The 22,324-nt window shown below is 64.3% G+C and carries 22 protein-coding genes; 16 read left to right on the top strand and 6 right to left on the bottom strand.

The genetic code is table 11. The features are described 5' to 3' along the window. Positions 1 to 13: 13 nt before the first annotated feature. The 3 genes from Q2K57_RS07045 to serA form a co-directional block, all read right to left on the bottom strand. Positions 14 to 1,366, bottom strand: a complete 1,353-nt coding sequence (locus Q2K57_RS07045) for a uracil-xanthine permease family protein (protein WP_112055718.1) — start codon at positions 1,364 to 1,366, stop codon at positions 14 to 16. A gap of 285 nt (positions 1,367 to 1,651) precedes the next feature. Then, positions 1,652 to 2,635: a rhodanese-related sulfurtransferase gene (locus Q2K57_RS07040; RefSeq protein WP_112055719.1), complete on the bottom strand. Its 984-nt coding sequence runs from the start codon at positions 2,633 to 2,635 to the stop codon at positions 1,652 to 1,654. Positions 2,636 to 2,858: 223 nt separating this feature from the next. After that, positions 2,859 to 4,109: a phosphoglycerate dehydrogenase gene (gene serA, locus Q2K57_RS07035; protein ID WP_112055720.1), complete on the bottom strand. Its 1,251-nt coding sequence runs from the start codon at positions 4,107 to 4,109 to the stop codon at positions 2,859 to 2,861. A gap of 440 nt (positions 4,110 to 4,549) precedes the next feature. On the opposite strand from serA, the gene Q2K57_RS07030 reads away from it, so the two are divergent. The 6 genes from Q2K57_RS07030 to djlA all read left to right on the top strand — a co-directional run bounded on the left by Q2K57_RS07030 (position 4,550) and on the right by djlA (position 9,780). Continuing rightward, a complete protein-coding gene (locus tag Q2K57_RS07030; protein ID WP_112055747.1) occupies positions 4,550 to 4,804 on the top strand; it encodes an exodeoxyribonuclease VII small subunit in 255 nt (84 codons plus the stop codon). A 77-nt stretch (positions 4,805 to 4,881) separates the two neighbouring features. Further along, positions 4,882 to 5,736 carry a (2E,6E)-farnesyl diphosphate synthase gene (ispA, locus tag Q2K57_RS07025; RefSeq protein ID WP_369700309.1) on the top strand — a complete coding sequence of 285 codons (855 nt, stop codon included), beginning with the start codon at positions 4,882 to 4,884 and terminating at the stop codon, positions 5,734 to 5,736. A 16-nt stretch (positions 5,737 to 5,752) separates the two neighbouring features. Beyond that, positions 5,753 to 7,675 carry a 1-deoxy-D-xylulose-5-phosphate synthase gene (gene dxs / locus Q2K57_RS07020; protein WP_112055721.1) on the top strand — a complete coding sequence of 641 codons (1,923 nt, stop codon included), beginning with the start codon at positions 5,753 to 5,755 and terminating at the stop codon, positions 7,673 to 7,675. 209 nt (positions 7,676 to 7,884) lie between these two features. Then, positions 7,885 to 8,172, top strand: a complete 288-nt coding sequence (locus Q2K57_RS07015) for a hypothetical protein (RefSeq protein ID WP_112055722.1) — start codon at positions 7,885 to 7,887, stop codon at positions 8,170 to 8,172. 251 nt (positions 8,173 to 8,423) lie between these two features. Further along, positions 8,424 to 8,708 carry a hypothetical protein gene (locus tag Q2K57_RS07010; RefSeq protein WP_112055723.1) on the top strand — a complete coding sequence of 95 codons (285 nt, stop codon included), beginning with the start codon at positions 8,424 to 8,426 and terminating at the stop codon, positions 8,706 to 8,708. A 304-nt stretch (positions 8,709 to 9,012) separates the two neighbouring features. Beyond that, on the top strand, positions 9,013 to 9,780 hold the full coding sequence (djlA, locus tag Q2K57_RS07005) for a co-chaperone DjlA (protein WP_112055724.1): 768 nt from the start codon (positions 9,013 to 9,015) through the stop codon (positions 9,778 to 9,780). A gap of 17 nt (positions 9,781 to 9,797) precedes the next feature. Here djlA and Q2K57_RS07000 read toward each other — a convergent pair whose 3' ends face one another. Together Q2K57_RS07000 and ribA are read right to left on the bottom strand one after the other, a co-directional pair. After that, positions 9,798 to 10,499, bottom strand: a complete 702-nt coding sequence (locus Q2K57_RS07000; RefSeq protein ID WP_304526445.1) for a hemolysin III family protein — start codon at positions 10,497 to 10,499, stop codon at positions 9,798 to 9,800. Positions 10,500 to 10,608: 109 nt separating this feature from the next. Continuing rightward, entirely contained in the window at positions 10,609 to 11,187 is a 579-nt protein-coding gene (gene ribA / locus Q2K57_RS06995; protein WP_369700308.1) for a GTP cyclohydrolase II, read from the bottom strand. Between the two features lie 294 nt (positions 11,188 to 11,481). Here ribA and hemE point away from each other — a divergent pair, with 294 nt between their 5' ends. The 8 genes from hemE (at position 11,482) to Q2K57_RS06955 (ending at position 18,996) form a co-directional block, all read left to right on the top strand. Further along, positions 11,482 to 12,549: a uroporphyrinogen decarboxylase gene (hemE, locus tag Q2K57_RS06990; protein ID WP_304526444.1), complete on the top strand. Its 1,068-nt coding sequence runs from the start codon at positions 11,482 to 11,484 to the stop codon at positions 12,547 to 12,549. A gap of 4 nt (positions 12,550 to 12,553) precedes the next feature. Next, the gene (locus Q2K57_RS06985; RefSeq protein WP_304526443.1) at positions 12,554 to 12,925 is read left to right on the top strand and encodes a VanZ family protein; all 372 of its coding nucleotides are present in this window, start codon (positions 12,554 to 12,556) and stop codon (positions 12,923 to 12,925) included. Between the two features lie 63 nt (positions 12,926 to 12,988). Beyond that, on the top strand, positions 12,989 to 13,852 hold the full coding sequence (gene speE / locus Q2K57_RS06980; RefSeq protein WP_304526663.1) for a polyamine aminopropyltransferase: 864 nt from the start codon (positions 12,989 to 12,991) through the stop codon (positions 13,850 to 13,852). A 449-nt stretch (positions 13,853 to 14,301) separates the two neighbouring features. Further along, positions 14,302 to 15,333, top strand: coding sequence for an amino acid ABC transporter substrate-binding protein (locus tag Q2K57_RS06975; protein WP_304526442.1), 1,032 nt, complete (start codon positions 14,302 to 14,304; stop codon positions 15,331 to 15,333). 74 nt (positions 15,334 to 15,407) lie between these two features. After that, the gene (locus Q2K57_RS06970; protein WP_304526441.1) at positions 15,408 to 16,598 is read left to right on the top strand and encodes an amino acid ABC transporter permease; all 1,191 of its coding nucleotides are present in this window, start codon (positions 15,408 to 15,410) and stop codon (positions 16,596 to 16,598) included. Positions 16,599 to 16,607: 9 nt separating this feature from the next. Further along, positions 16,608 to 17,702: an amino acid ABC transporter permease gene (locus Q2K57_RS06965; protein ID WP_304526662.1), complete on the top strand. Its 1,095-nt coding sequence runs from the start codon at positions 16,608 to 16,610 to the stop codon at positions 17,700 to 17,702. Positions 17,703 to 17,806: 104 nt separating this feature from the next. Beyond that, on the top strand, positions 17,807 to 18,535 hold the full coding sequence (locus tag Q2K57_RS06960; protein ID WP_112056001.1) for an amino acid ABC transporter ATP-binding protein: 729 nt from the start codon (positions 17,807 to 17,809) through the stop codon (positions 18,533 to 18,535). Positions 18,536 to 18,585: 50 nt separating this feature from the next. Next, positions 18,586 to 18,996, top strand: coding sequence for a RidA family protein (locus Q2K57_RS06955; protein WP_112056000.1), 411 nt, complete (start codon positions 18,586 to 18,588; stop codon positions 18,994 to 18,996). Between the two features lie 87 nt (positions 18,997 to 19,083). Here the strand turns inward: Q2K57_RS06955 and Q2K57_RS06950 are convergent, their stop codons facing one another. Then, the gene (locus tag Q2K57_RS06950; protein ID WP_304526439.1) at positions 19,084 to 19,608 is read right to left on the bottom strand and encodes a hypothetical protein; all 525 of its coding nucleotides are present in this window, start codon (positions 19,606 to 19,608) and stop codon (positions 19,084 to 19,086) included. 218 nt (positions 19,609 to 19,826) lie between these two features. Between Q2K57_RS06950 and Q2K57_RS06945 the strand changes: the two genes are divergently transcribed. Both Q2K57_RS06945 and Q2K57_RS06940 read left to right on the top strand, forming a co-directional pair. After that, positions 19,827 to 20,255, top strand: a complete 429-nt coding sequence (locus Q2K57_RS06945) for a host attachment protein (protein WP_112055991.1) — start codon at positions 19,827 to 19,829, stop codon at positions 20,253 to 20,255. Between the two features lie 155 nt (positions 20,256 to 20,410). After that, complete coding sequence (locus Q2K57_RS06940) at positions 20,411 to 22,303, top strand: methyl-accepting chemotaxis protein (RefSeq protein WP_304526438.1); 1,893 nt, start codon at positions 20,411 to 20,413, stop codon at positions 22,301 to 22,303. Positions 22,304 to 22,324 lie beyond the last annotated feature (21 nt).

The following is a 22,324-nucleotide window of genomic DNA, read 5'->3' as shown; positions in this document are numbered from 1 at the left end:
CCGGGGCTTGGCGTCAGGACGGCTCGTGTTCGTCGGGGCCGGCCTCGCGATTGGGCAGCACCAGGTTCATGACGATGGCGCACAGCGCGCCGGGAATCAGCCCGGATTCGATGATCGCCTGCAGGTTGTCACTCAGGCCCGCATAGAGTCCCTCTTGGGCCGGCAGGCCAATGGCCGCCGACAGCGAGACGCCGATGATCACCATGTTGCGCTTGTCGAAGGCGATGTGGGACAGCATCTTGATGCCGGCGCTGGCGATCATGCCGAACATGATCAGCACGGCGCCGCCGAGCACGGCGTCGGGAATGCTCGAGATCAGCGCGCCAAGCTTGGGCACCAGCCCGGCGATCACCAGGAAGGCCCCGCCGATCGCCACCACGTAGCGGCTGACCACGCCGGTCAGCGCCACCATGCCGACGTTCTGACTGAAGCTGATCTGCGGAAAGGCGTTGAACACCGCCGCGAATACGCTGGACAGGCCGTCGGCCATCACGCCACCGGAGAGCTCGCGGCGGGTCGGCTGGCGGTCCATGCCGCCTGAGGTGGTGCCGACGATATCGGCAATCGACTCGGCGCAGGTCACCACCGCCAGCAGCACCACCGGCAGGATCGCCGCTAGATGGAACTCGACGCCGATGGCGAGTGGCGCCGGCAGCGACAGCCAGCTCGCCTCGCCCACCTCGGAGACATCCACCAGCCCGAAGGCCGCGGCGGCCAAGTAACCCGCCAGCAGGCCGATCAGCGGCGCCGCCTCTGACCAGATGCCGCGGCCGAACTGATGCAGCCCCAGGGTCACCAGCAGCACCAGGGCCGCCAGCAGCAAGTGATGCGGGGCGCCGAAGTCTTCAGCGCCGAAGCCGCCACCCACGTAGGCAAAGCCGACCGGAATCAGCAGGGTACCGAGCATCACCACGAAGGTGCCGGTCACCACCGGCGGGAACAGGAAGCGTACCCAGCGCAGACAGCTGCCGACCAGCGCCATGGCGATGCCGCCGCAGAGTCCGGCGCCCAGCGCCGCGGGCAGTCCCATGCCCACGGCGATGGGAATCAGCACCGGCACGAAGCCGAAGCTGGTGCCCATCACGATCGGCAGTCGCGCGCCGATCGGTCCCAGGCCCAGCGACTGCAAGAGCGTCGCGGCACCGGCGACGAACATCGCCGCCTGGATCATGAAGGCGGTCTGCTCGGCGGGCAGATCGGCGGCGCCGGCGATGATGATCGGCACGGTGACGTTGGCGACGAACATGGCAAGCACGTGCTGCAGCCCCAGCGGGATCGCTCGGGTCAGCGGTGGCAGGGCATTGACGTCATGGGTGCTGCGAGCGCGCGAGGGCGCATCGGCGAGCGAGTCGCTGTGAAGGGTCATCCTTGGTTCTCCGCATGCATTGTTGTTGATGATGGTTGGATGCTGGAGCGGGCGTGGGATGGCTCGCGACGGAGTCGCGGGCGGATGCGGTGGCGTCGACAGATCACTGGTTAGACGGTCCACACCTCTAGATATTTTGTATACATTCTTTGTATATCATCAGGCGACCCGGCCGCAAGCCGTGTCTGTCGATGGCCGATCGCGAAGGGGGCGTGGAGGGGGCGGAAGGCTCGCAAAAACGCCGCCTTGGGGGCGGCGTTGTGTTGTACGGGGCGACTGGCGAGCTTAGTGTGCGTCTTCGCTGGTTTGCTTGTTCGCGCCTTCCTTCATCTGACGCGGGTCGCGGCCCAGCGGATGCGGCTCGCCGCGCTGCTTGGCCAGCTGAATCTGGCGCTGGCGCTCGCGGGCGCCAGCGCGAGTCTTCTCGGGCAGCGAGTCGAAGCAGTGTGGGCAGCTCACGCCGGGCTCAAAGCGTTCAGAGCGCTGGTCCTCGGCGGAGATCGGCATGCGACAGGCATGGCACTGATCGAACACGCCCTCGCTCAGGTCGTGACGCACCGTCACCCGGTTATCGAAGACGAAGCAGTCGCCGCGCCACATCGACTCATCCTCGGGCACTTTCTCCAGATAGTTGAGGATGCCGCCCTTGAGGTGGAAGACTTCCTCGAAGCCCTCGTGGAGCATGAAGCTCGAGGCCTTCTCGCAGCGGATGCCGCCGGTGCAGAACATGGCCACCTTCTTGTGCCTGGCCGGGTCGTAATGCTCCTTGACGTAATCCGGAAACTCGCGGAACGACTTGGTCTGCGGGTCGACGGCCCCTTCGAAGGAGCCGATCGCCACTTCATAGTCATTGCGGGTGTCGATGACCAGCACCTCCGGGTCGGCGATCACCGCGTTCCACTCCTCGGGATCGACGTAGGTACCGACCTTGGCGTTGGGGTCGACGTCCGGCACGCCCATGGTGACGATCTCGCGCTTCAGCTTGACCTTGGTGCGGTAGAACGGATGTTCGTCGCAGTAAGATTCCTTGTGATCCACGTCGGCAAGACGCGGATCACGGCCAAGCCAGCCAAGCAGCCCGTCGATGCCCTCGCGGGTGCCGGAGACGGTGCCGTTGATACCTTCGCGGGCCAGCAGCAAGGTGCCCTTGACGTCATGATCGAGCATGGCCTGACGCAGCGGCTCGCGCAGGGCTTCGAAATCATCCAGCGTAACGAACTTGTACAGGGCGGCAACGACGATGCCCCCCGCTGAGTGGGGTGATGCCATGGAGCTCTCCTGGTTGTCGTCCTCGCAAAGGACGGACCGGGGTTGAAAGTGGCACGTATTTTACCCGCCCGGCGGGGCGTTCGCACCCCGCAGGTTTTGATCTCGATCAGGCCGGTGGCGGGTTGGGGGGTGAGGTGGTGCGCAAACGCAACGACCCCGGCCTTTCCAAGCCGGGGTCGTCAGTGCGGGCGAGGGACTCGCCTTGCACTATTACGCCGTGCATTTACGCCGTGTAGTTGGTCTCGGAGTAAAGCACGCGGATGCGCAGGGTGTGCTCGACCTTCTTGAGGGCCTCGAGTGCCTGGGGGCCGTAAGCCTTGTCGACATCGATCACCACGTAGCCGACCTCTTCATTGGTCTGCAGGTACTGGCCGGAGATGTTGATGCCGTTCTCCGAGAGTACGCGGTTGATCTCGGACAGCACGCCGGGCACGTTCTCGTGGATGTGCAGCAGGCGATGCTTGTCCGGGTGCGCCGGCAGGGCCACTTCGGGGAAGTTGACCGAGGTGATGGTGGTACCGTTGTCGGAGTAGGTGATCAGTTTTTCCGCGACCTCGACGCCGATGTTTTCCTGGGCTTCCAGGGTCGAACCGCCGATGTGCGGGGTCAGGATCACGTTCTCCAGGCCGCGCAGCGGGCTGACGAATTCCTCGCTGTTGCCCTTGGGCTCGACCGGGAAGACATCGACTGCCGCCCCGAGCAGGCGCCCTTCCTTGAGGGACTCGGCCAGCGGCTCGATCTCCACCACGCTGCCGCGCGAGGCGTTGATCAGGATGCCACCCTGCTTCATCAAGGCGATCTGTTCGGCGCCCATCATCCAGCGGGTCGAGGGCAGGTCGGGCACGTGCAGGCTGACGATGTCGGCGCGGGCCAGCAGCTCCTCGAGGCTGCCCACCTGGCGGGCGTTGCCCATGGCCAGCTTGGTCACCACGTCATAGTAGATGACGTCGAAGCCCAGCGACTCGGAGAGCACCGACAGCTGAGCGCCGATGCTGCCGTAGCCGACGATGCCCAGGGTCTTGCCGCGGGCCTCGTGGGAGTTCTTGGCGCTCTTCAGCCAGCCGCCCTTGTGGGCCTGGGCGTTCTTCTCCGGAATGCCGCGCAGCAGCATGATGGCCTCGGCCAGCACCAGCTCTGCCACCGAACGGGTGTTGGAGTAGGGGGCATTGAACACCGGGATGCCGCGCTTGAGCGCCGCGGTCAGGTCGACCTGGTTGGTGCCGATGCAGAAGCAGCCCACCGCGACGAGTTTCTCGGCGGCGGCGAAGACACGCTCGGTTAGCTGGGTGCGGGAACGCAGGCCGATGAAGTGAACATCGCGAATCTTCTCGATCAGCGACGCTTCATCGAGCGAGGTGGAGAGATGCTCGATGTTGGTGTAACCGGCATTCAGGAAGTTGTCCACCGCGCTCTGGTGGACGCCCTCGAGCAGCAGGATCTTGATCTTGCTCTTGTCCAGGGACGTTTTGGCCATTGTCGAATCAACCCTATCGTTGGCGTGAGTCGCCTAGTTCTGCGAGACCCGGCCAACCACGGGCGCGGCGCCTCTTCGTGATATGTCGTCTGTTGGCCTGTCGAGGCTTTATCCCGTGGCGCACGCCCAGGCAAGGCGTCGCCCCCAGTCGCCCTTATCGCCTCAGTCACCCTTAATAGGTAGCGAGAAGCGAGAAGCAGGGTCAACAGGGCGCATATCCTAGCACAGACGCGGCCCCTGCCGTCGGCGACCGGGATGAAAATGCTGCTTGCTGTTCATGAACGAGCTGCATGGACAGCAAGCACGAACGCGGTGCAAGTCGGCCCGGGGCAGACGCACCCCCCGGGGTTGCGTGTATACTGATCGACCAGATTTTTTGACGCGCGCGGGCCCGGCGGCCTGCCCACGACAGCGAGATGCCCATGGCCGATCAGGACAGCATGCCGGATGCCGGTGCGCCCCCTCAGGATTTTGCCTCGACCCTAGAGCGGCTCGAAGCCTTGGTGACTCGTCTTGAGTCCGGTGAACTGAGCCTTGAGGCCTCGCTTACCGCCTTCGAGCAGGGCGTTGGGCTGACCCGTGAGGCGCAGCGTCGCCTCGATGCCGCCGAACTCAAGGTGCGCAGCCTGGTCGAGGGCGGCGATGGCGATCTCGATGAAGCGCCCTTCCCGGGCGGTGCGGAGGACGTGCGGTGAGTGCTCAGGACAGTGCCCAGGAAAGCACCCAGAAAAAAGCGCCGGCCGTCGCCGGGTCGGTGTCGCTGAAGCCTACGTTGAGCGTGGATCAAGCGCGCATCGATGCCTGGCTCGAGGCGCTGTTCGCGACGCCGGGCGTGGCCGAGCGCCTCGACGCCGCCATGCGCCATGGTGTGCTGGGCGGCGGCAAGCGTCTGCGGCCGGTACTGGTGTATGCCGCCGGCCGCGCTCTGGGCGCCACTGACGAGGCGCTCGATCCGCCCGCCGCGGCGGTGGAGCTGATTCACGCCTACTCGCTGGTGCACGACGATCTGCCGGCGATGGACAATGATGATCTGCGCCGTGGCCAGCCGACGGTCCATCGGGCCTTCGACGAGGCCAGCGCGATACTCGCCGGCGATGCCCTGCAGACCCTGGCCTTCGAGGTACTGGCGCACCAGGCACATCCGCGGCTGGCCGCCTTGGTGGCGACGCTGGCGGAGGCTTCAGGGCGCAGCGGCATGGCTGCCGGTCAGGCGCTGGATCTCGCCGCGGTGGGCCAGCCGGCCGATCTCGAGGCGCTGGCACGCATGCATCGCCACAAGACCGGCGCGCTGATTCGCGCCGCCGTTCGCCTGGGTGGCCTCACGGCCGTCGACGCAGACGACCCGCGCCTGGTGGCGCTGGACGCCTATGCGGCGGCGGTCGGCCTGGCCTTTCAGATTCAGGACGACATTCTCGACGTCACCGGTGATACCGTGACGCTGGGCAAGACCTCGGGGGCCGATGCCGCCCGTGACAAGCCGACCTATCCGGCCCTGCTCGGCCTCGATGGCGCTCGCGCCATGGCCGATGACCTGCTCGACGAGGCCCTGGCGGCGCTGGCGCCACTGGGCGACGATGCCGCTACGCTGGCTGCCTTGGCTCGCCACATGATCGAGCGCGACCACTGACACGATAGATGCCCACATGAAGCTGTTCGACGAGATTCCCGCCGAGCGTCCGGCCACGCCGTTGCTCGACACCCTGGATACGCCCGCCGCGCTGCATGCGATGAGCGCGACTCAGCTCGCCCAGTTGGCCGATGAACTGCGCGCCTACCTGCTGTATAGCGTTGGCGTCAGCGGCGGTCACTTTGGCGCCGGGCTCGGCGTGGTGGAGCTCACCGTGGCGCTGCATCAGGCGCTGGACACCCCCCATGACCGGTTGGTCTGGGACGTCGGTCACCAGGCCTATCCGCACAAGATTCTCACCGGCCGGCGCGAGGCGATGCTCGGCATCCGTAAGCACGGCGGTCTGGCCGCTTTTCCGCGGCGCACCGAGTCGGAGTTCGACACCTTCGGGGTCGGTCATTCCAGCACCTCGATCTCCTCGGCCCTGGGCATGGCCCTGGCCGCTCGCGCCCAGGGCCAGCGGCGTCGTGTCTGCGCGGTGATCGGCGATGGCGCCCTGACCGCCGGCATGGCCTTCGAGGCCCTGGCCCACGCCGGGCATGTCGACGCCAACCTGCTGGTGGTGCTCAACGACAACGAGATGTCGATCTCCGAGAACGTCGGCGGCATGGCCAGCTACCTGGCCAAGATCCTCACCAGCAAGCCCTATACGATGATGCGCGAGAACTCCAAGCGCATGCTCTCGCACCTGCCCGGCGCGCTGGAACTGGCGCGCCGCACCGAAGAGCACATGAAGGGCATGGTCAGCCCGGCGACGCTGTTCGAGGAAATGGGCTTCAACTACATCGGTCCCATCGATGGCCACGACCTGCCGCTGCTGATCCAGACCCTTCGCAGCATGCGCGATCTTGACGGTCCGCAGTTTCTGCACGTCAAGACGCGCAAGGGTCGCGGCTTCGAGCCCGCTGAGGCCGATCCGATCGGCTATCACGCCATCACCAAGCTCGAGAAGCCCAGCGCGACGCCGGCTGCATCGCCGGCGCCGGTGATGCAGCCGGGCGCCACGGACACGCCGCCGCGCCCGAAGCCGAAGAAGTATTGCAACGTCTTCGGCGACTGGCTGTGTGACATGGCCGCCGCCGACGATCGGCTGATCGGCATCACGCCTGCGATGCGCGAGGGCTCGGACCTGGTGCGCTTCTCCAAGGAATACCCCGATCGCTATTTCGATGTGGCGATCGCCGAGCAGCATGCGGTGACGCTGGCGGCCGGCATGGCCTGCGAGGGCAGCAAGCCGGTGGTGGCGATCTACTCGACCTTCCTGCAGCGCGGCTACGATCAGTTGATCCATGACGTCGCCGTGCAGGAGCTGGACGTGACCTTCGCCATCGACCGGGCCGGTCTGGTCGGCGAGGACGGCCCCACTCACCACGGGGCGATGGACCTGTCCTTCCTGCGCTGCGTGCCCGGGATGGTGATTCTGGCCCCGGCCAACGAGGCCGAATGCCGTGCCATGCTGTCGGCGGCCTACCATCACCCGGGTCCGGCGGCGGTGCGTTATCCTCGTGGCACGGGCCCGGGGGGGGAGATTCCCGCGCACCTCGAGCCGCTGGAGATCGGCAAGGCGGAGATGCGCCGTCAGGGCCATGGCATCGCCATTCTGGCCTTCGGCAGCCTTAACGGTGCCGCTGCCGAGGTCGCCGAGCGCCTCGACGCCACTCACTTCAACATGCGCTCGGTGAAGCCGCTGGACCGCGAGGCAGTGCTGGCCGCGGCGCGCTACCATGACCTACTGGTGACTCTCGAGGAAAACGTGGTGGCCGGCGGCGCCGGCAGCGCCGTCAACGAGCTGCTTGCCGGGGCCGGCGAGTCGGTGGCGGTGCTCAATCTGGGCCTGCCCGATGCCTTCGTCGAGCACGGCACGCCCGCCGAGCTGCTCAGAGATTGTGGCCTCGATGTGTCCGGCATCGAGGCTTCCATCCTGGCGCGCTGTGATTAGGCGCTTGCCGTAACGCGCTCGATAGCCTTGGTCTTAGTCACGCCGCCCTCTTGGGCGGCGTTTTCGTTCCAGGCCCTCTGCCTATCGGTGCCGGCGCCAGCACCGATAGGCAGAGGGCATCGAGCATATTGTGATAAACTGTTAGTAAGCTAATTAACTTGCTAATAGTATTCTCCCCATCGCAACACAGCGCAAAGGAGATTCGCTATATGAAACGCCAACTTACTCTCGCCGCCCTCGTCGCCGCTGCCGTTCTGCCGATGGCTGCTCAGGCCAGCGTTGCTACCGAGCGTGCTCTCGACGTCAACCAGGCGGCTCCTGAACAGGTGCAGTTCAGCGCTTCTAAGCAGTCGGTCGACGACTTCCGCGTCAATGAAGCAAGCGCTGGATTAGCCGAGGCTCGCCAGTCACTGCTCGCCCAGCAAGCGCGTCATACCGACTTTTCACGTCAGGCGCAGGCCGAGGCACTGAGCCACGCTCAGGCGGCAACCCGTTAAGGCTGGCGTTCTTCGCTAAGGCCGACAACCCTCGCTTAAGAGTGACTTTTTTATCCCTTGCCTGGCCCCACTTCGGTGGGGTCTTTTTTTTGCTTATCGGAACACTGCGGTTGGTCCTGTTGGGACATGCCCTTGCGGCGAACGGCGATAGCGAAGAGGTATCAAAAGTATCGGAATAAACTGTTAGCATATTAATTAGCGTGCTAATATTATCATTGTCATAGCAACACAGCGCAAAGGAGATTCGCTATATGAAACGCCAACTCACTCTCGCCGCACTCGTCGTCGCCGTTCTGCCGATGGCCGCTCAGGCAAGCATTGCGACCCAGCGGGCCCTTGAGGTCAATCAGGCCGCCCCCGAACAGGTGTCGGTCAGCGATACCCGCCAGCCGGTCGCCGATTTCCGCGTCAACGATGCCAGTGCCGGTCTTGCCAAGGCGAGCCATTCGCTGATCGCCCAGCAAGAGCGCCACACTCACTTTTCGGCTGAGGCCCAGGCCGATGCGTTGAGCCATGCCCAGGCAGCGACGCGTTAAGCCCTACCCGTCTCGTTCAAGCATCCTTCTTGATCCCTTGCCTGACCCCACTTCGGTGGGGTCTTTTTTTGGCACGAAAAAAAGCGTGGTTATCCCCGCCTAAAGGCGGCTACGTGCATGGTTGGTCATGGCCGGATGGCTGTCCGGCTGCGTGACGCCGTCATGCTGATGGCGTGTCCCTCGTGGCCGCGCCCCAGGCCCTGATAGAATGGCCGCACGGCACGCCTCGGCGAGCCGGCCCCTTGAAAACCTTGCTGTATTCACCCACGTCGGCGCGAGGCACCGGCTTTAGGACGAGAGAATCATGTTTATAGCGATATTGATTGGTGCGCTGCTGGGCTATCTGATCGGTGGCCCGATCGGTTTGCTCATTGGTGGCGGTCTTGGCTACTGGCTGATCCAGCGACTCAAGAAGAGCCTGATCGGCAAGCTGGCAGGTGCGCAGGCGCAGTTTCTCGAATCGACCTTTGCGGTGATGGGCTGCATGTGCAAGGCCGATGGCCAGGTCACCGAAGACGAACTCGAGGCGTCGCGGCAGCTGTGGGACCGGCTGCGGCTGACCGAGGCCCAGCGCGCCAAGGCGCGTGAAGACTTCACCCGTGGCAAGAGCGAAGATTTCGATCTCGAAGCGGAACTCGCCAAGGTGCGCGGCGTCGTCGGCAGCCAGCGAGCCATGCTGCAGGTGTTTCTGCAGGTACAGCTAGCGGCCATTGCCGCCGACGGCCAGCTGCATCCCGCCGAGCATGACATGCTGCTGCGCGTGGCCCGAGGCCTTGGGTGCTCGGAGGCCGAGATCGCTCAGATCGAGGCCATGCTGCGCGGCGGGGGAGGAGCCGAAAGCGGCACCCAGGGGCCCTCTCTCGAGGATGCCTACCGGGTACTGGGCGTCGAGGAAGATGCCAGCGACGCCGACATCAAGAAGGCCTATCGCCGCCTGATGAGCCAGAACCATCCTGACAAGCTGGCCGGCAAGGGGCTGCCTGAGAGCATGCGCGAGATGGCCAAGGAACGTACCAGCGAGATCAGTAACGCCTACGAGCGCATCAAGAAGGCTCGTGAGGCCACTGCCTAGGTGCCGGCAGGTGCGGGCTAGAAACCGGTAAAGGGCAGGACGCCAGTATAGATGGCGGCGTAGTGGCAGCCGCTGCCGGCCAGCACGAAGCCATGCCAGATGGCGTGATTGTAGGGAATGGTCTCGAGCACGAAGACGATCACGCCGAGGGTGTAGATCACTCCGCCACTGATCAACAGTACAAGACTGGTCGGCGTGAGCGTGGCGACGAGATCGCCGGCCGCCAGGGCGGCTAGCCAGCCCATGGCCAGGTACATGATCAGCCTTAGGGCCGTGAACCGATGGGGCCTGAGAATCTTCAGGGCGATGCCGCCAAGCGCCAGGGTCCAGACCACGGCAAGCATCAGCCAGCCGGGGCCGTCGCGCAGGTTCACTAGCATGAAGGGCGTGTAGGTGCCGGCGATCAGCGCATAGATGGCGCAGTGGTCGGCGATCTGCAGCGCCCGCTTGAGGCGTGGGTGGCGGCTGCTATGGTAGAGGGTCGAGGCGGTGTAGAGGCCGACTAGGGTAATGCCGTAGAGGCTCAAGCCGACCAGCTTCCAGGGGTCGACGTCGTGAGCAAGGCTTGCCGCCACGATCAGCGCGGTCATGCCCGCAATGCTGAGCACGGCACCGATACCGTGGCTCACGCTATGCAGGAGTTCCTCAAGCAGGGTATAGCCGTCAGCGGCGTCTGCCGGCGAGGCCGGATCATGGGTAGGTGATGAGTTCGCGACCATGCTTTCTCTCTCCGTGCTTTCTCAGCCAACGGTCGAGCCTGCGCAGGTCGCTGAATCGGGGCGGCGGGGCCGCGCCACATCGCTCAGGACTGTCGTTCGTGAGCGTAGATCAGGACTTGCGCTCTATGTCCACGTCATCTGCCTGGGTGAAATCGCCCAGTGCCATCATGTGTCCCAGCTTGCCGGCCTTGGTGGACAGGTACTGCTCGTTATGAGGATTAAGACCGGTGGTGATGGGCAAACGTTCACTCACCTCGACGCCGTCGCGGGTCAAGGCCTCGACCTTGCGCGGGTTGTTGGTCATCAGCCTAAGCGAGGACACGCCCAGGTGATCGAGCATCGGCACGCACAGACCATAGCGGCGCATGTCGGCGCCAAAGCCCAGGCGCTCGTTGGCCTCGACGGTATCGGCGCCTTCGTCCTGAAGGTGATAGGCCCGGATCTTGTTGAGCAGGCCGATGCCACGGCCTTCCTGGCGCAGGTAGAGCAGCACGCCGCGGCCTTCGGCGGCGATCCGCTTGAGCGCTTCCTGCAGCTGGTAGCCGCAGTCGCAGCGCATCGAGAACAGCGCATCACCGGTCAGGCACTCGGAGTGCACGCGCCCGAGCACCGGGGCGCCATCGGTGATGTCGCCGAGCGTCAGGGCGATATGATCCTTGCCGGTGGCCTCGTCCTCGAAGCCGTGCATGGTGAAAGTGGCCCAGGGGGTGGGCAGCCGGGAGGCGGCGATGAATCGGATCGTCACGAAAAACCTCGATGAAACGGGGCGGCGCTTGGCACGCGATGCCCCAAGTCTACCAGCATCGCCGCGCACGCTCACGGCTCGTGCACGCTCATGACCTGGTGGCGGCATCGCCGCGCCATTAAACGATATCCTTGCGGATCGAGGCGGCTGAGAATCGAGGCATCGAGTCGCAGGGCTAGTCCCTCGGGGCCTGGCATCCGGTACAATGTCGGCAAATTTCTGTGTGGATGACGTCGCATGCAACTCGAGAACGATCGTATCCTGCGCGCCCTGGCGCGTGAGCCCGTGGATCGCACCCCGGTCTGGATGATGCGCCAGGCCGGTCGCTACCTGCCGGAATATCGCGAGCTGCGGGGTCAGGCCGGCAGCTTCATGGACCTGTGCCGGGATACCGACCGGGCCTGTGAGGTGACGCTGCAGCCGTTGGAGCGCTTTCCGCTGGATGCCGCCATCCTGTTTTCCGACATCCTGACCATTCCCGATGCCATGGGCCTGGGGCTCTACTTCGAGACCGGCGAGGGTCCTAAATTCCGAAAGCCGGTGCGTACCCCGGCCGAGGTAGCCGCCCTCAAGGCGCCGGACGCCGAGCGGGATCTTGGCTATGTGATGAATGCGGTGAGCGCCATTCGCCGCGAGCTCAACGGCCGCGTGCCGCTGATCGGCTTTTCGGGTAGCCCCTGGACGCTCGCCACCTATATGGTCGAGGGCGCCTCGAGCAAGGACTTCCGCCATGTGAAGACCATGCTCTATGACACGCCGGATACCATGCACCAGCTGCTCGACGTGCTGGCCCGGTCGGTCACCGACTACCTCAATGCGCAGATCCGCGCCGGTGCCCAGGTCGTGCAGATCTTCGATACCTGGGGCGGCAGCCTGTCGACGCCGGCCTACCTCGAATTCTCGCTGCGCTACATGGAGCAGATCGTCGCTGGCCTGATCCGTAGCCACGAGGGCCGCCGGGTGCCGGTGATCCTGTTCACCAAGAACGGCGGCCAGTGGCTCGAGCATATCGCCGCCAGCGGCGCCGATGCGCTGGGCCTGGACTGGAGCACCGAGCTTTCCGATGCCCGTCGCCGGGTCGGTCATCGGGTCGCTCTGCAGGGCAATCTGGACCCCAATGTGCTGTTCGCCAAGCCCAGCGCGATCCGCGCCGAGGTGGCGCGAGTGCTCGACAGCTACGGCCGCGGCCCGGGACATATCTTCAACCTCGGCCACGGCATCAGCCAGTTCACCGATCCTGGCCACGTCAGCGCTTTCATGGACGCGTTGCACGAGCTGAGCCCGGCCTATCATACGGCGGACTGAGCCCGTGGGCTTTCTCATTCGCCTGCACGAACGGCGGCACGCCTGGGCGGGGCTCGCCGTCCTGGCGGCGCTGGTGATCGCCATCGGCAGCCTGGCCCCGGGCAACGAAATGCCCGACAGCCTGCCCTGGGACAAGGCCAACCACTTCATTGGCTATGGTGGGCTGGCGGGCCTGGTAGGGCTCGCCGGCATCAGCACGCGGCCGGCCTTCATCGGCGTGGTGGCCTACGGGGTCGCCATCGAATTCGCGCAACTGCCGGTGCCCGGGCGCATGGGTGGCGACCCCTGGGATATCCTGGCCAACACCCTCGGCGCGCTGCTCGGTCTGGCCGTGCTCGCCCTGTTGCGTCGGTGCCTGCTGCGCGACGGCGCTTGAGGAACCGTCGCCCAGGCGACATCACGTAAAGCTAGTCCCCTTTTCCTGTTCTGAGAGTCCATGATGACCGAATCACTCGACACCAGCTGGTTCACCGAAGTCTTCGATAGCCACGGCAGCGCTTTCTCGTTGAAGGTCCGCGAGAAGTTGTGGGACGTTACCAGCGCCTATCAGCACCTCGAGGTCTATGCCACCGAGACCTATGGCAACCTGATGGTGCTCGACGGCTGCGTGATGCTCAGCGATCGCGACAACTTCCTCTATCACGAGATGATCGCCCATCCGGCGCTGTTCGCTCACGCGGCGCCCAAACGGGTAGTGATCATCGGCGGCGGCGATTGCGGCACCCTGCGCGAGGTGCTCAAACACCCGGGGGTCGAGCATGTCACCCTGATCGATATCGACGAGGAAGTGACCAAGGCCGCCGAGCGCTTCTTCCCGGCGCTGACCGAATCCAATGGCGACCCACGCGCCGAACTGCTGTTTGCCGACGGGGTCAAGTGGGTGGATGAGGCCGACGACGAGAGCGTCGATGTGGTGATCATCGATTCCACCGATCCGGTGGGCCCGGCCGAGGGGCTATTCAAGGTCGATTTCCTGAAGCGCTGCCATCGTCTGCTGCGCGAGGGTGGGGTGATGGTGCAGCAGAGCGAGTCGCCGCTCTATCACAGTGGCAGCATCATCCGCGAGCTGCGTCGCGATATGCATGCCGCCGGCTTCGAGAGTGTCGCCACGCTGCCGTTCCCGCAGCCGGTCTATCCGTCGGGCTGGTGGAGCGTGACCCTGGCCGGCAAGGGCGCCGACGTGAATGCGTTTCGCGAGGCCGACGCGGCGACAAGCGATATGGCCTTGGACTACTACACCGCTGAGGCCCATCGCGGTGCCCTGGCACTGCCGCCCTTTATGCGCCGCGCCTTTGCGGAGTGAGTCACACCCGACACCGGCCCAGCGCCGGTGTCGGTGAAGGTCCTTTTACTTCTCCCTTGTCCTTTCACTTCCCTCCGGTGCTTTTCTCTTTCACTGCCCCGCCTTCACTTCCGCTCCTCTTTATTTACGTCTTGGCGCCTCGCTTCGGTCTCCTCACATGACCGTTCCTCCTGTCGCGTTTTCCAGCCGCCTCATTGAGCTCGGCGTGACTGACATCTGGGTAACACCTCGCGTCAGTCAACGTTCTACGACTTTTGTTGGGTGATTTTAATTTATTGTTTTTAAATTTCTTTTATCTTTCTTGGTCGTCTTTGGAGGCGTTCTCACTGCCGCTTGCGTTGAAGAAAGGTTGTCGGTGCTATCTAACCGCTCACGAATTGGCTTTGCTACTGTCGGGCGACGTGCCACGAGCATGACAACAACAATTCACCCAATCCAAGGGAATAACCATGTTGCACAACAACAAAACCCTGCTGTGTTCCGCGACCGCCATTATGGCCGCCATGCTGGCGACGGGCTCTGCCCAGGCCGGCGAGACGATGGATGCTGTGAAAGAGCGCGGCCAGGTCGTCTGCGGCGTCAGTACCGGCCTGCCGGGCTTTTCCACGCCCGATGATCAGGGCAACTGGGAAGGCATCGACGTTGACGTCTGTCACGGTGTGGCCGCCGCGGTATTCGGCGATGCCTCCAAGGTGCAATTCGTGCCGCTGAACGCCAAGGAGCGCTTCACCGCGCTGCAGTCCGGCGAGATCGACGTGCTGTCGCGCAACACCACCTGGACCGCGACCCGCGACACCACGCTGGGCCTCAACTTCACCGGCACCAGCTTCTATGACGGTCAGGGCTTCCTGGTCAAGGAATCGCTGGGCGTGGACAGTGCCAAGCAGCTCGACGGTGCGGCCTTCTGCGTGCAGTCCGGTACCACCACCGAGCTCAACCTGGCCGACTACTTCCAGGCCAACGACATGAGCTTTGAGCCGGTGGTCTTCGATACCTCCGACCAGACCGTCGGTGGCTTCGAGGCCGGTCGCTGCGACGTGCTGACCTCCGACACCTCCCAGCTCAACGCGCTGCGCATCAAGCTGGCCGATCCGAGTGGCGCCAAGGTGCTGCCGGAAGTGATCTCCAAGGAGCCGCTGGGCCCGGTGGTTCGCCAGGGGGATGATCAGTGGTTCAACGCCGTCAAGTGGACCCTGTTCGCGATGATCAACGCCGAAGAGATGGGTATCAGCAGTGAAAATGCCGATGAGCTGAAGAACTCCGACAAGCCGGGCATCGCTCGCTTCATGGGCAGCGAAGGCAACTTCGGCGAGGCCATGGGCCTGCCGGCCGACTGGGCCTATAGCATCGTCAGCCAGGTCGGTAACTACGGCGAGGTCTTCGACCGCAACGTTGGTGCCGGTTCACCGCTCAACATCGAGCGTGGCATCAACGCCCTGTGGACCGAAGGCGGCGTCCAGTACGCTCCGCCGATTCGCTAACGCTCTCCACCGGCCCCGCCCCTCACAAGGGGCGGGGTCCGTCGTTGTGTCATCGCTAGTGGAGAGGACCTTCCATGACTACTCCTTCCTCGCCCCCTCCTCGCGGGGAGACGCCACCGTTCTGGCGTGACCCCGCCAAGCGGGCGCTACTCTTTCAGGCGCTGATGCTCGCCGCGCTGTTTGTGGTGGTTGGCTTCATCGTCAACAATACTCTCGAGAACCTGGACGCTCGGGGGATTACGACCGGTTTCGGCTTCCTTAATGACACCGCCGGCTTCGGTATCGTCCAGAGTCTGATCGACTACACGCCTCAGAGCAGCTACGGCCGCACCTTCCTGGTCGGCTTGCTGAATACCCTGCTGGTCTCGGCCCTCGGCATCTTTGCGGCCACTGTCATCGGTTTTCTGATGGGCATCGCGCGGTTGTCGCCCAACTGGCTGATCGCCAGGATTGCTGGCGCCTACGTCGAGATCTTTCGCAACATTCCGCTGCTGCTGCAGATCTTCTTCTGGTACTTCGCCGTACTGCGCAGCTTGCCGTCGCCCCGCGACAGCATGAGCCTCGGTGAGGCCGTGTTCCTCAACATCCGTGGCTTGGTGGTACCTGCGCCAGTGGGTGGACCGGGATTCGTGTGGACGCTGGTGGCGCTTGCCGTTGCCGTCATCGCGGCCATCGTGCTGGTGCGCTGGAACCGCCGTCGCCAGGAAGCGACCGGCGATCGGCTGCCTGCCGGATGGATCAGTGCCGGGATGATTGTCGCTCTGCCTGCCCTCGTGTTCGTCGCCAGCGGCATGCCGCTGACCTGGGATCTGCCCAAGCTTGGCGGCTTCAACTTCTCGGGCGGTATCACCGTGCTGCCGGAGCTTCTGGCGCTGTGGCTGGCGCTGTCGATCTACACCGGTGCCTTTATCGCCGAGATCGTGCGCTCAGGCATCCAGGCCGTCTCTCACGGCCAGACCGAAGCGGCCCGGGCGCTGTCACTCTCCGGTGGCATGACCCTGCGGCTGGTGGTGATTCCCCAGGCAATGCGGGTGATCATCCCGCCGCTGACCAGTCAGTACCTCAACCTGATCAAGAACTCGTCGCTGGCCACTGCCATCGGCTACCCGGACCTGGTGTCCGTGTTCGCCGGTACCACGCTCAACCAGACCGGCCAGGCTATCGAGGTGATCATGATGACCATGGCGGTCTATCTGACGCTGAGTCTTCTGGTGTCGATGTTCATGAACTGGTTCAACGCGCGCATGGCGCTGGTGGAGCGATAAGTGAGCAAACTGACCTTAAATACGACGCCGGTGGATGCCCGCCCCGCTCCCAAACGCGGCGTGGGCCCCATCGCCTGGCTGCGCAGCAACCTCTTTCAGGGGCCCATCAACAGCGTGTTCTCGCTGCTGGCGATCTGGGCGCTGATCGCGGGGCTCACGCCGCTGATCCAGTGGGCCATCATCAATGCCGACTGGCTCGGCACCAGCCGCGAGGCCTGCAACTCCGGCGGTGCCTGCTGGGTGTTCATCTCGGCTCGCTTCGAGCAGTTCATCTACGGTTTCTATCCCAGTGAACTGCGCTGGCGGGTCAATCTCACCTTTGTGCTGTTTGCTCTGCTGATTGGCTGGCTGGCACTGCCCCGCCTGCCGGCCAAGAAGCTGGCCGCGGTGGTGACTCTGGTGGTCTTCCCGGTCGTGGCCTTCTACCTGCTGCACGGCGGCTCGTTCGGCATGCCGGCGGTGCCGACGCATCGCTGGGGTGGCCTGATGCTGACCCTGGTGCTGGCGGTAGTGGGGATCGTTGCGGCGCTGCCGATCGGCGTCGTGCTGGCGCTGGGGCGCCAGTCGAAGATGCCGATCGTGAAGAGTATCTCGGTGGTGTTCATCGAGTTCTGGCGCGGCGTGCCCTTGATCACGGTGCTATTCATGGCCTCGGTGATGCTGCCGCTGTTCGTACCCACCGAGGTGGACATGGACAAGCTGGTGCGGGCGCTGATCGGCATCACCCTGTTCCAGAGTGCCTACATGGCAGAGGTGGTGCGGGGTGGTCTGCAGGCGATTCCCAGGGGCCAGGAAGAAGCGGCTGCGGCGCTGGGTATGGGCTACTGGAAGCGCATGGGCCTGATCGTGCTGCCCCAGGCGCTGAAGATGATGATCCCCGGCATCGTCAATACTTTCATCGCCCTGTTCAAGGATACCTCGCTGGTGCTGATCATCGGCCTGTTCGACCTGCTGGCGATCGTGCAGGCGGCACTCGCCGACGCCGATTGGTTGGGCTTCTCGATTGAAGGTTATGTCTTCGTTGCGTTTGTGTTCTGGATCTTCTGCTTCGGCATGTCCCGCTACAGCCAGTACCTGGAACGCAAGCTGCACACCGGCCACTAGACGCGCACAGGCGCAGCCGGCGACCGTCTGTTCGGCGGGCGGTCGCCCACAAGAACAAGGATATCGGTATGACGTCACAAACGGCCAAGGCCGACGACACCCCCATGATCGAGATGCGCGGCCTGAACAAGTGGTACGGCGACTTCCACGTGCTGCGCGACATCGACCTGACTGTCCAGCGCGGCGAGCGCATCGTCATCTGCGGACCCTCGGGCTCCGGTAAATCGACGCTGATCCGCTGCATCAATCATCTCGAGGAACACCAGCAGGGCGAGATTGTTGTGGGCGGCATTCCCATGACTCAGGACGTCAAGCGCATCGAACAGATCCGCCACCACGTCGGCATGGTGTTCCAGCACTTCAATCTCTTCCCGCACCTCTCGGTGCTCGAGAACTGCAGCCTGGCGCCGATCTGGGTGCAGAAGAAGCCGCGCCGCGAGGCCGAGGCCCTGGCCATGAAGTATCTCGAGCGGGTACGTATCGCCGAGCAGGCGCACAAGTTCCCGGGCCAGCTCTCCGGCGGTCAGCAGCAGCGCGTGGCGATTGCCCGCTCGCTGTGCATGCATCCGGAGGTGATGCTGTTCGATGAGCCGACCTCGGCGCTGGACCCCGAGATGATCAAGGAAGTGCTCGACGTCATGGTGGAGCTCGCCGAAGAGGGCATGACCATGCTCTGCGTGACCCACGAGATGGGCTTCGCCAAGACGGTCGCCGACCGGGTAATCTTCATGGACCAGGGGCAGATCATCGAGGAGAACGCCCCGGAGCCGTTCTTCAACGACCCCCAGTCCGAGCGGACCCAGCTGTTCCTGAGTCAGATTCTTGGCCACTGAGTCGCATCATGCACAGCCGGCATGCCGGCTGTGCCATGGGAGCTTCCTTGATGATTGAAAAGCTTTACATCGATCGTGCGCCCCAGCCGATCGCGCCCTTTTCCCATGCCTGTCGGGTCGGTGATCTGGTCTTCATCACGGGGCAGATGCCGACGGTCCCGGAAACGAACGAGATGCTGCTCGGCACCTTTACCGAGCAGACCCATCGCGTGATGCAAAACCTGGCGATCATTCTCGACGCCGTGGGCAGTGACTTCGAATATGTGGTTCAGTCACGGGTGTTTATCACCAACATGGGGCACTTCGAAGAGGTCAACGCGGTCTACGCCAGCTACTTTCCTGCGCCCCTGCCCACGCGGACGTGCATTGGGGTGACTGGCCTGGCCGGTGGCGCCGACGTTGAGGTCGACATGATTGCCTGGATTCCGTCCGCCCCCCGCGAGTCCACCAGTGGCTCGTGACCCATGGGGACATCCTGCTCCCATGGCCGTCCAGCCACGGGTGAGCGTGCCCGTTTGATGGTGATGCCTCGGCGACTTTCCTACTACCTATAAGCGCGGCCCGGCCGGGGGCGCGTAGCTGTCTATCCAGGGGGCCGCGGCGAGGTCGAGCTGCGGTTCACGGGGCCACGGCGTGCCGGCTACTGGCTGTGCGGCAGCCGCAGCTTCGGGGGCGGCGGAGAACGGTTCGGGCTGTGAGGGTACGGGCATGGCAGCGGTAGGATTGACCTGGCGCGCCTCGCCTGCCCAGCTGTCGTCCTCGTCGTGGACCGCCGGGCGTCGGCGAGTGGAGCGCGTGAAAGGCAGTTGCTGGAGGGCGATCATGGCCTGCACATGGTGGGGCGTCATCAGCAGTTCGAACAGCATGCGCACCAGCAGGCAGGCGGCCAGGGTCGCGCCAACGCCCAGCGCCAGCGTCGGCCATTGGCCCGACAGCGGCGTGGTGGCAAGCGGCGCCAGTGCCTCGCGCGTCCAGAGCCCGCCGGTCGCTAGCATCCCGAGCTGGCTCAGCAGGTGTAGCAAGACCAGCAGGCCGCGCGGCATGGGGCGGCGCATCAGCAACAGATTGCGCATCGAGAGCGTCTCCAGTGACGAAAGTGGGGCGGGGCCTGACCGCATTTACGGGTCAGGGTGCCTTCCTGGCGGCGGGGATTTTAGCACAGCGCCCTCGGTGCGCATCCTGTCGCCGCTGGGCGACGACACGCAGTTGACGCCCTCTCGGGTGCTTGCCAATCTCCAGTATAGGAACGCAGGTGCTGGAGTGATGCGTTTCACTCAACCGAGGAACTGCTATGACAACCTATATTCTGGTCGCTGACGCCGCCCGGGCGCGTGTCTTTACCCGGGATGCCCTCACGCTGGTCGAGCACGACAGCTTGCTACATGCCGAGGGGCGTCTGCATGAGGGGGACCTTGTCACCGACAACGGAGGAGACGTTCACCAGTCGTCGACGACAGCTGCTAGTGCCTCGGGAGGCGAGGATGTGGCGACCCAGCACCACGCCGAGCGCTTCGCCAAGGAAGTCGCCGAACGCCTATACCGGGCGCGAATCGAGAACGATCTCGACAAATTGATCCTGGTGGCCCCGCCACGCTTTCTCGGCCAGCTGCGCGACAAGCTCGATGGTCCGACCGCACATCGGGTGATTCACAGCCTGGCCAAGGATCTGTCGAAGGCCAGTCTCGAGACCATTCAGGAGGCAGTCAGCGATATGCGCTAGCAACGCTCGGCACAGGCAACGCTCAGCGCAGGCAGCATGACCTATCGGCGGCTCAAGAAATGGGTGCCCTCGCCGATAGGACGTCGTATCAAACATCTTTCAAGTCAGATGTTTGTCGTCGAACAACACAATGTTTTACTCATTAAGGGCGCCCCATGTTTTCCTCCTTGCGCAAGCGCATACTGATCATCACCCTGGCGGTCATCGCTTTGGCACTGGTGATCAATGCGACCGTCAGTTACCTGACCGTCAAGTCTCATGATCAACAGCAGGTTGCCGATCAGCTGGGATCCATTGCTACCGGCAATGCCATGGCGATCGAAGAGTGGATCGCCGCTCGCACCAGTATGGTCGAAGCGGCCCGTGAGCCGGTCAAGGGTGATACCCCCGTGCCGGCGCTGGTCCAGCTGGCCGAGTCCGGTGGTTTCCTGTCGACCTATCTCGGCAAGCCGGATGGCTCTCTGACCACCTCAGATGGCTGGGTGCCGCCAGACGATTACGATCCGCGACAGCGCGGCTGGTATCTCTCGGCTACCGAGCAGGACAAGACCATCGTTTCGATGCCCTATGTGGATGCCAACAGCAGCCGGATGGTGGTCACCTTCGCCACACCGGTCGAGCGTGGCGGGCGCTTGTATGGCGTGATCGGTGGTGATGTGGTGATCGACAAGCTGATCGCCCAGGTCAATGGTATCCAGCCGACGCCATCAAGCTTTGCCTTCTTGAGCAGCGGCGGCGAGACGCTGATAGCCCATCCCAATGCCGATCTGACCCTCAAGCCTCTGACCCGACTTAGCGAGCAACTGACGCCGTCCACTATCTCGCGTCTGGGCAATACCGAGGATAACTGGAAGCATTTCGCCATCGACGGTGCCGGCAAGCGGCTGTCCGTGACTCCTATCGCCGGCAGCGACTGGGAGCTCGGGGTGGTGTTGGACGAGGATGAGGCCACCGCCGGCCTGCGCGCCATTCTCGAGTCCTCGTTGATTACGCTGGTGATTATCATCGCCGTCACTGCCCTGTTGCTCGGCCTGTGGCTCAAGCGGACTCTCGCCGGCCTGGAGCGTGCTCGGGATGCCCTTGAGGACATTGCCAGCGGCGAGGGCGACCTGACCCGGCGCCTGCCGGAGCAGGGTCGCGATGAAGTGGCGCAGATCGCCGCCGCCTTCAACCGCTTCGTCGGCAAGATGGAGGCAGTGATGGTGACCATCCGTCAGAGCAGCGAATCGGTGCGGGTCGCTGCCACCGAGATCTCGACCGGCGGTCAGGATCTCTCGCGGCGTACCGAGAATGCGGCCTCGAGCCTGCAACAGACCTCGGCCTCGATGGAAGAGATCACCAGCACCGTCGAACACACCGCCGAATCCTCGCGTCAGGCCAATGGCCTGGCCGAATCGGCGTCCGTGGTCGCTCGCCGCGGCGGCGAAGCGGTCGGCAAGGTAGTCGATACCATGCAGGGCATTCGGGATTCCTCGGCGCAGATCAGCGAGATCGTAAGCGTGATGGACGGCATCGCCTTCCAGACCAACCTGCTGGCGCTGAACGCCTCGGTGGAGGCCGCGCGTGCCGGCGAACAGGGCCGCGGTTTCGCGGTGGTGGCTGGCGAAGTACGCCAGCTGGCCGGGCGCAGTGCTGATGCCGCCAAGCAGATCAAGGGCCTGATCGACACCTCCAGCGCTCGCACCGAAGAGGGTGCTGCCCAGGTGCGGGCCGCCGGCGAGACCATGGAGGAGATCGTGCAAAGTGTGACACGGGTCACCGACGTGCTGGGCGAGATCACCGCCGCCACCGGCGAACAGAGCGACGGCATCGGCCAGGTCAACGTGGCGGTGTCGGAGCTTGATCGCATGACCCAGCAGAACGCCGCCCTGGTCGAGGAGTCGACCACCGCCGCCGAGCAGTTGAAGGACCAGGCGGACCGCCTCACCGAGGCGGTAGCCGGCTTCACCCTGAGCGAGCAGGCCCAGGCAGAACAGCGCGGGGCCCTGCCTCAGCTCGACAATGCCGGTGGAGAGGCGCCGCGCCGCGCTAGCCTCGACTACGCCTGACCCCTGGGCGCGACTTTGCTC

The organism is Halomonas sp. I5-271120 (assembly GCF_030553075.1).
In the GTDB taxonomy this organism is placed as follows: domain Bacteria; phylum Pseudomonadota; class Gammaproteobacteria; order Pseudomonadales; family Halomonadaceae; genus Onishia; species Onishia taeanensis_A.
This window is presented reverse-complemented; position numbering and strand designations above follow the sequence as displayed.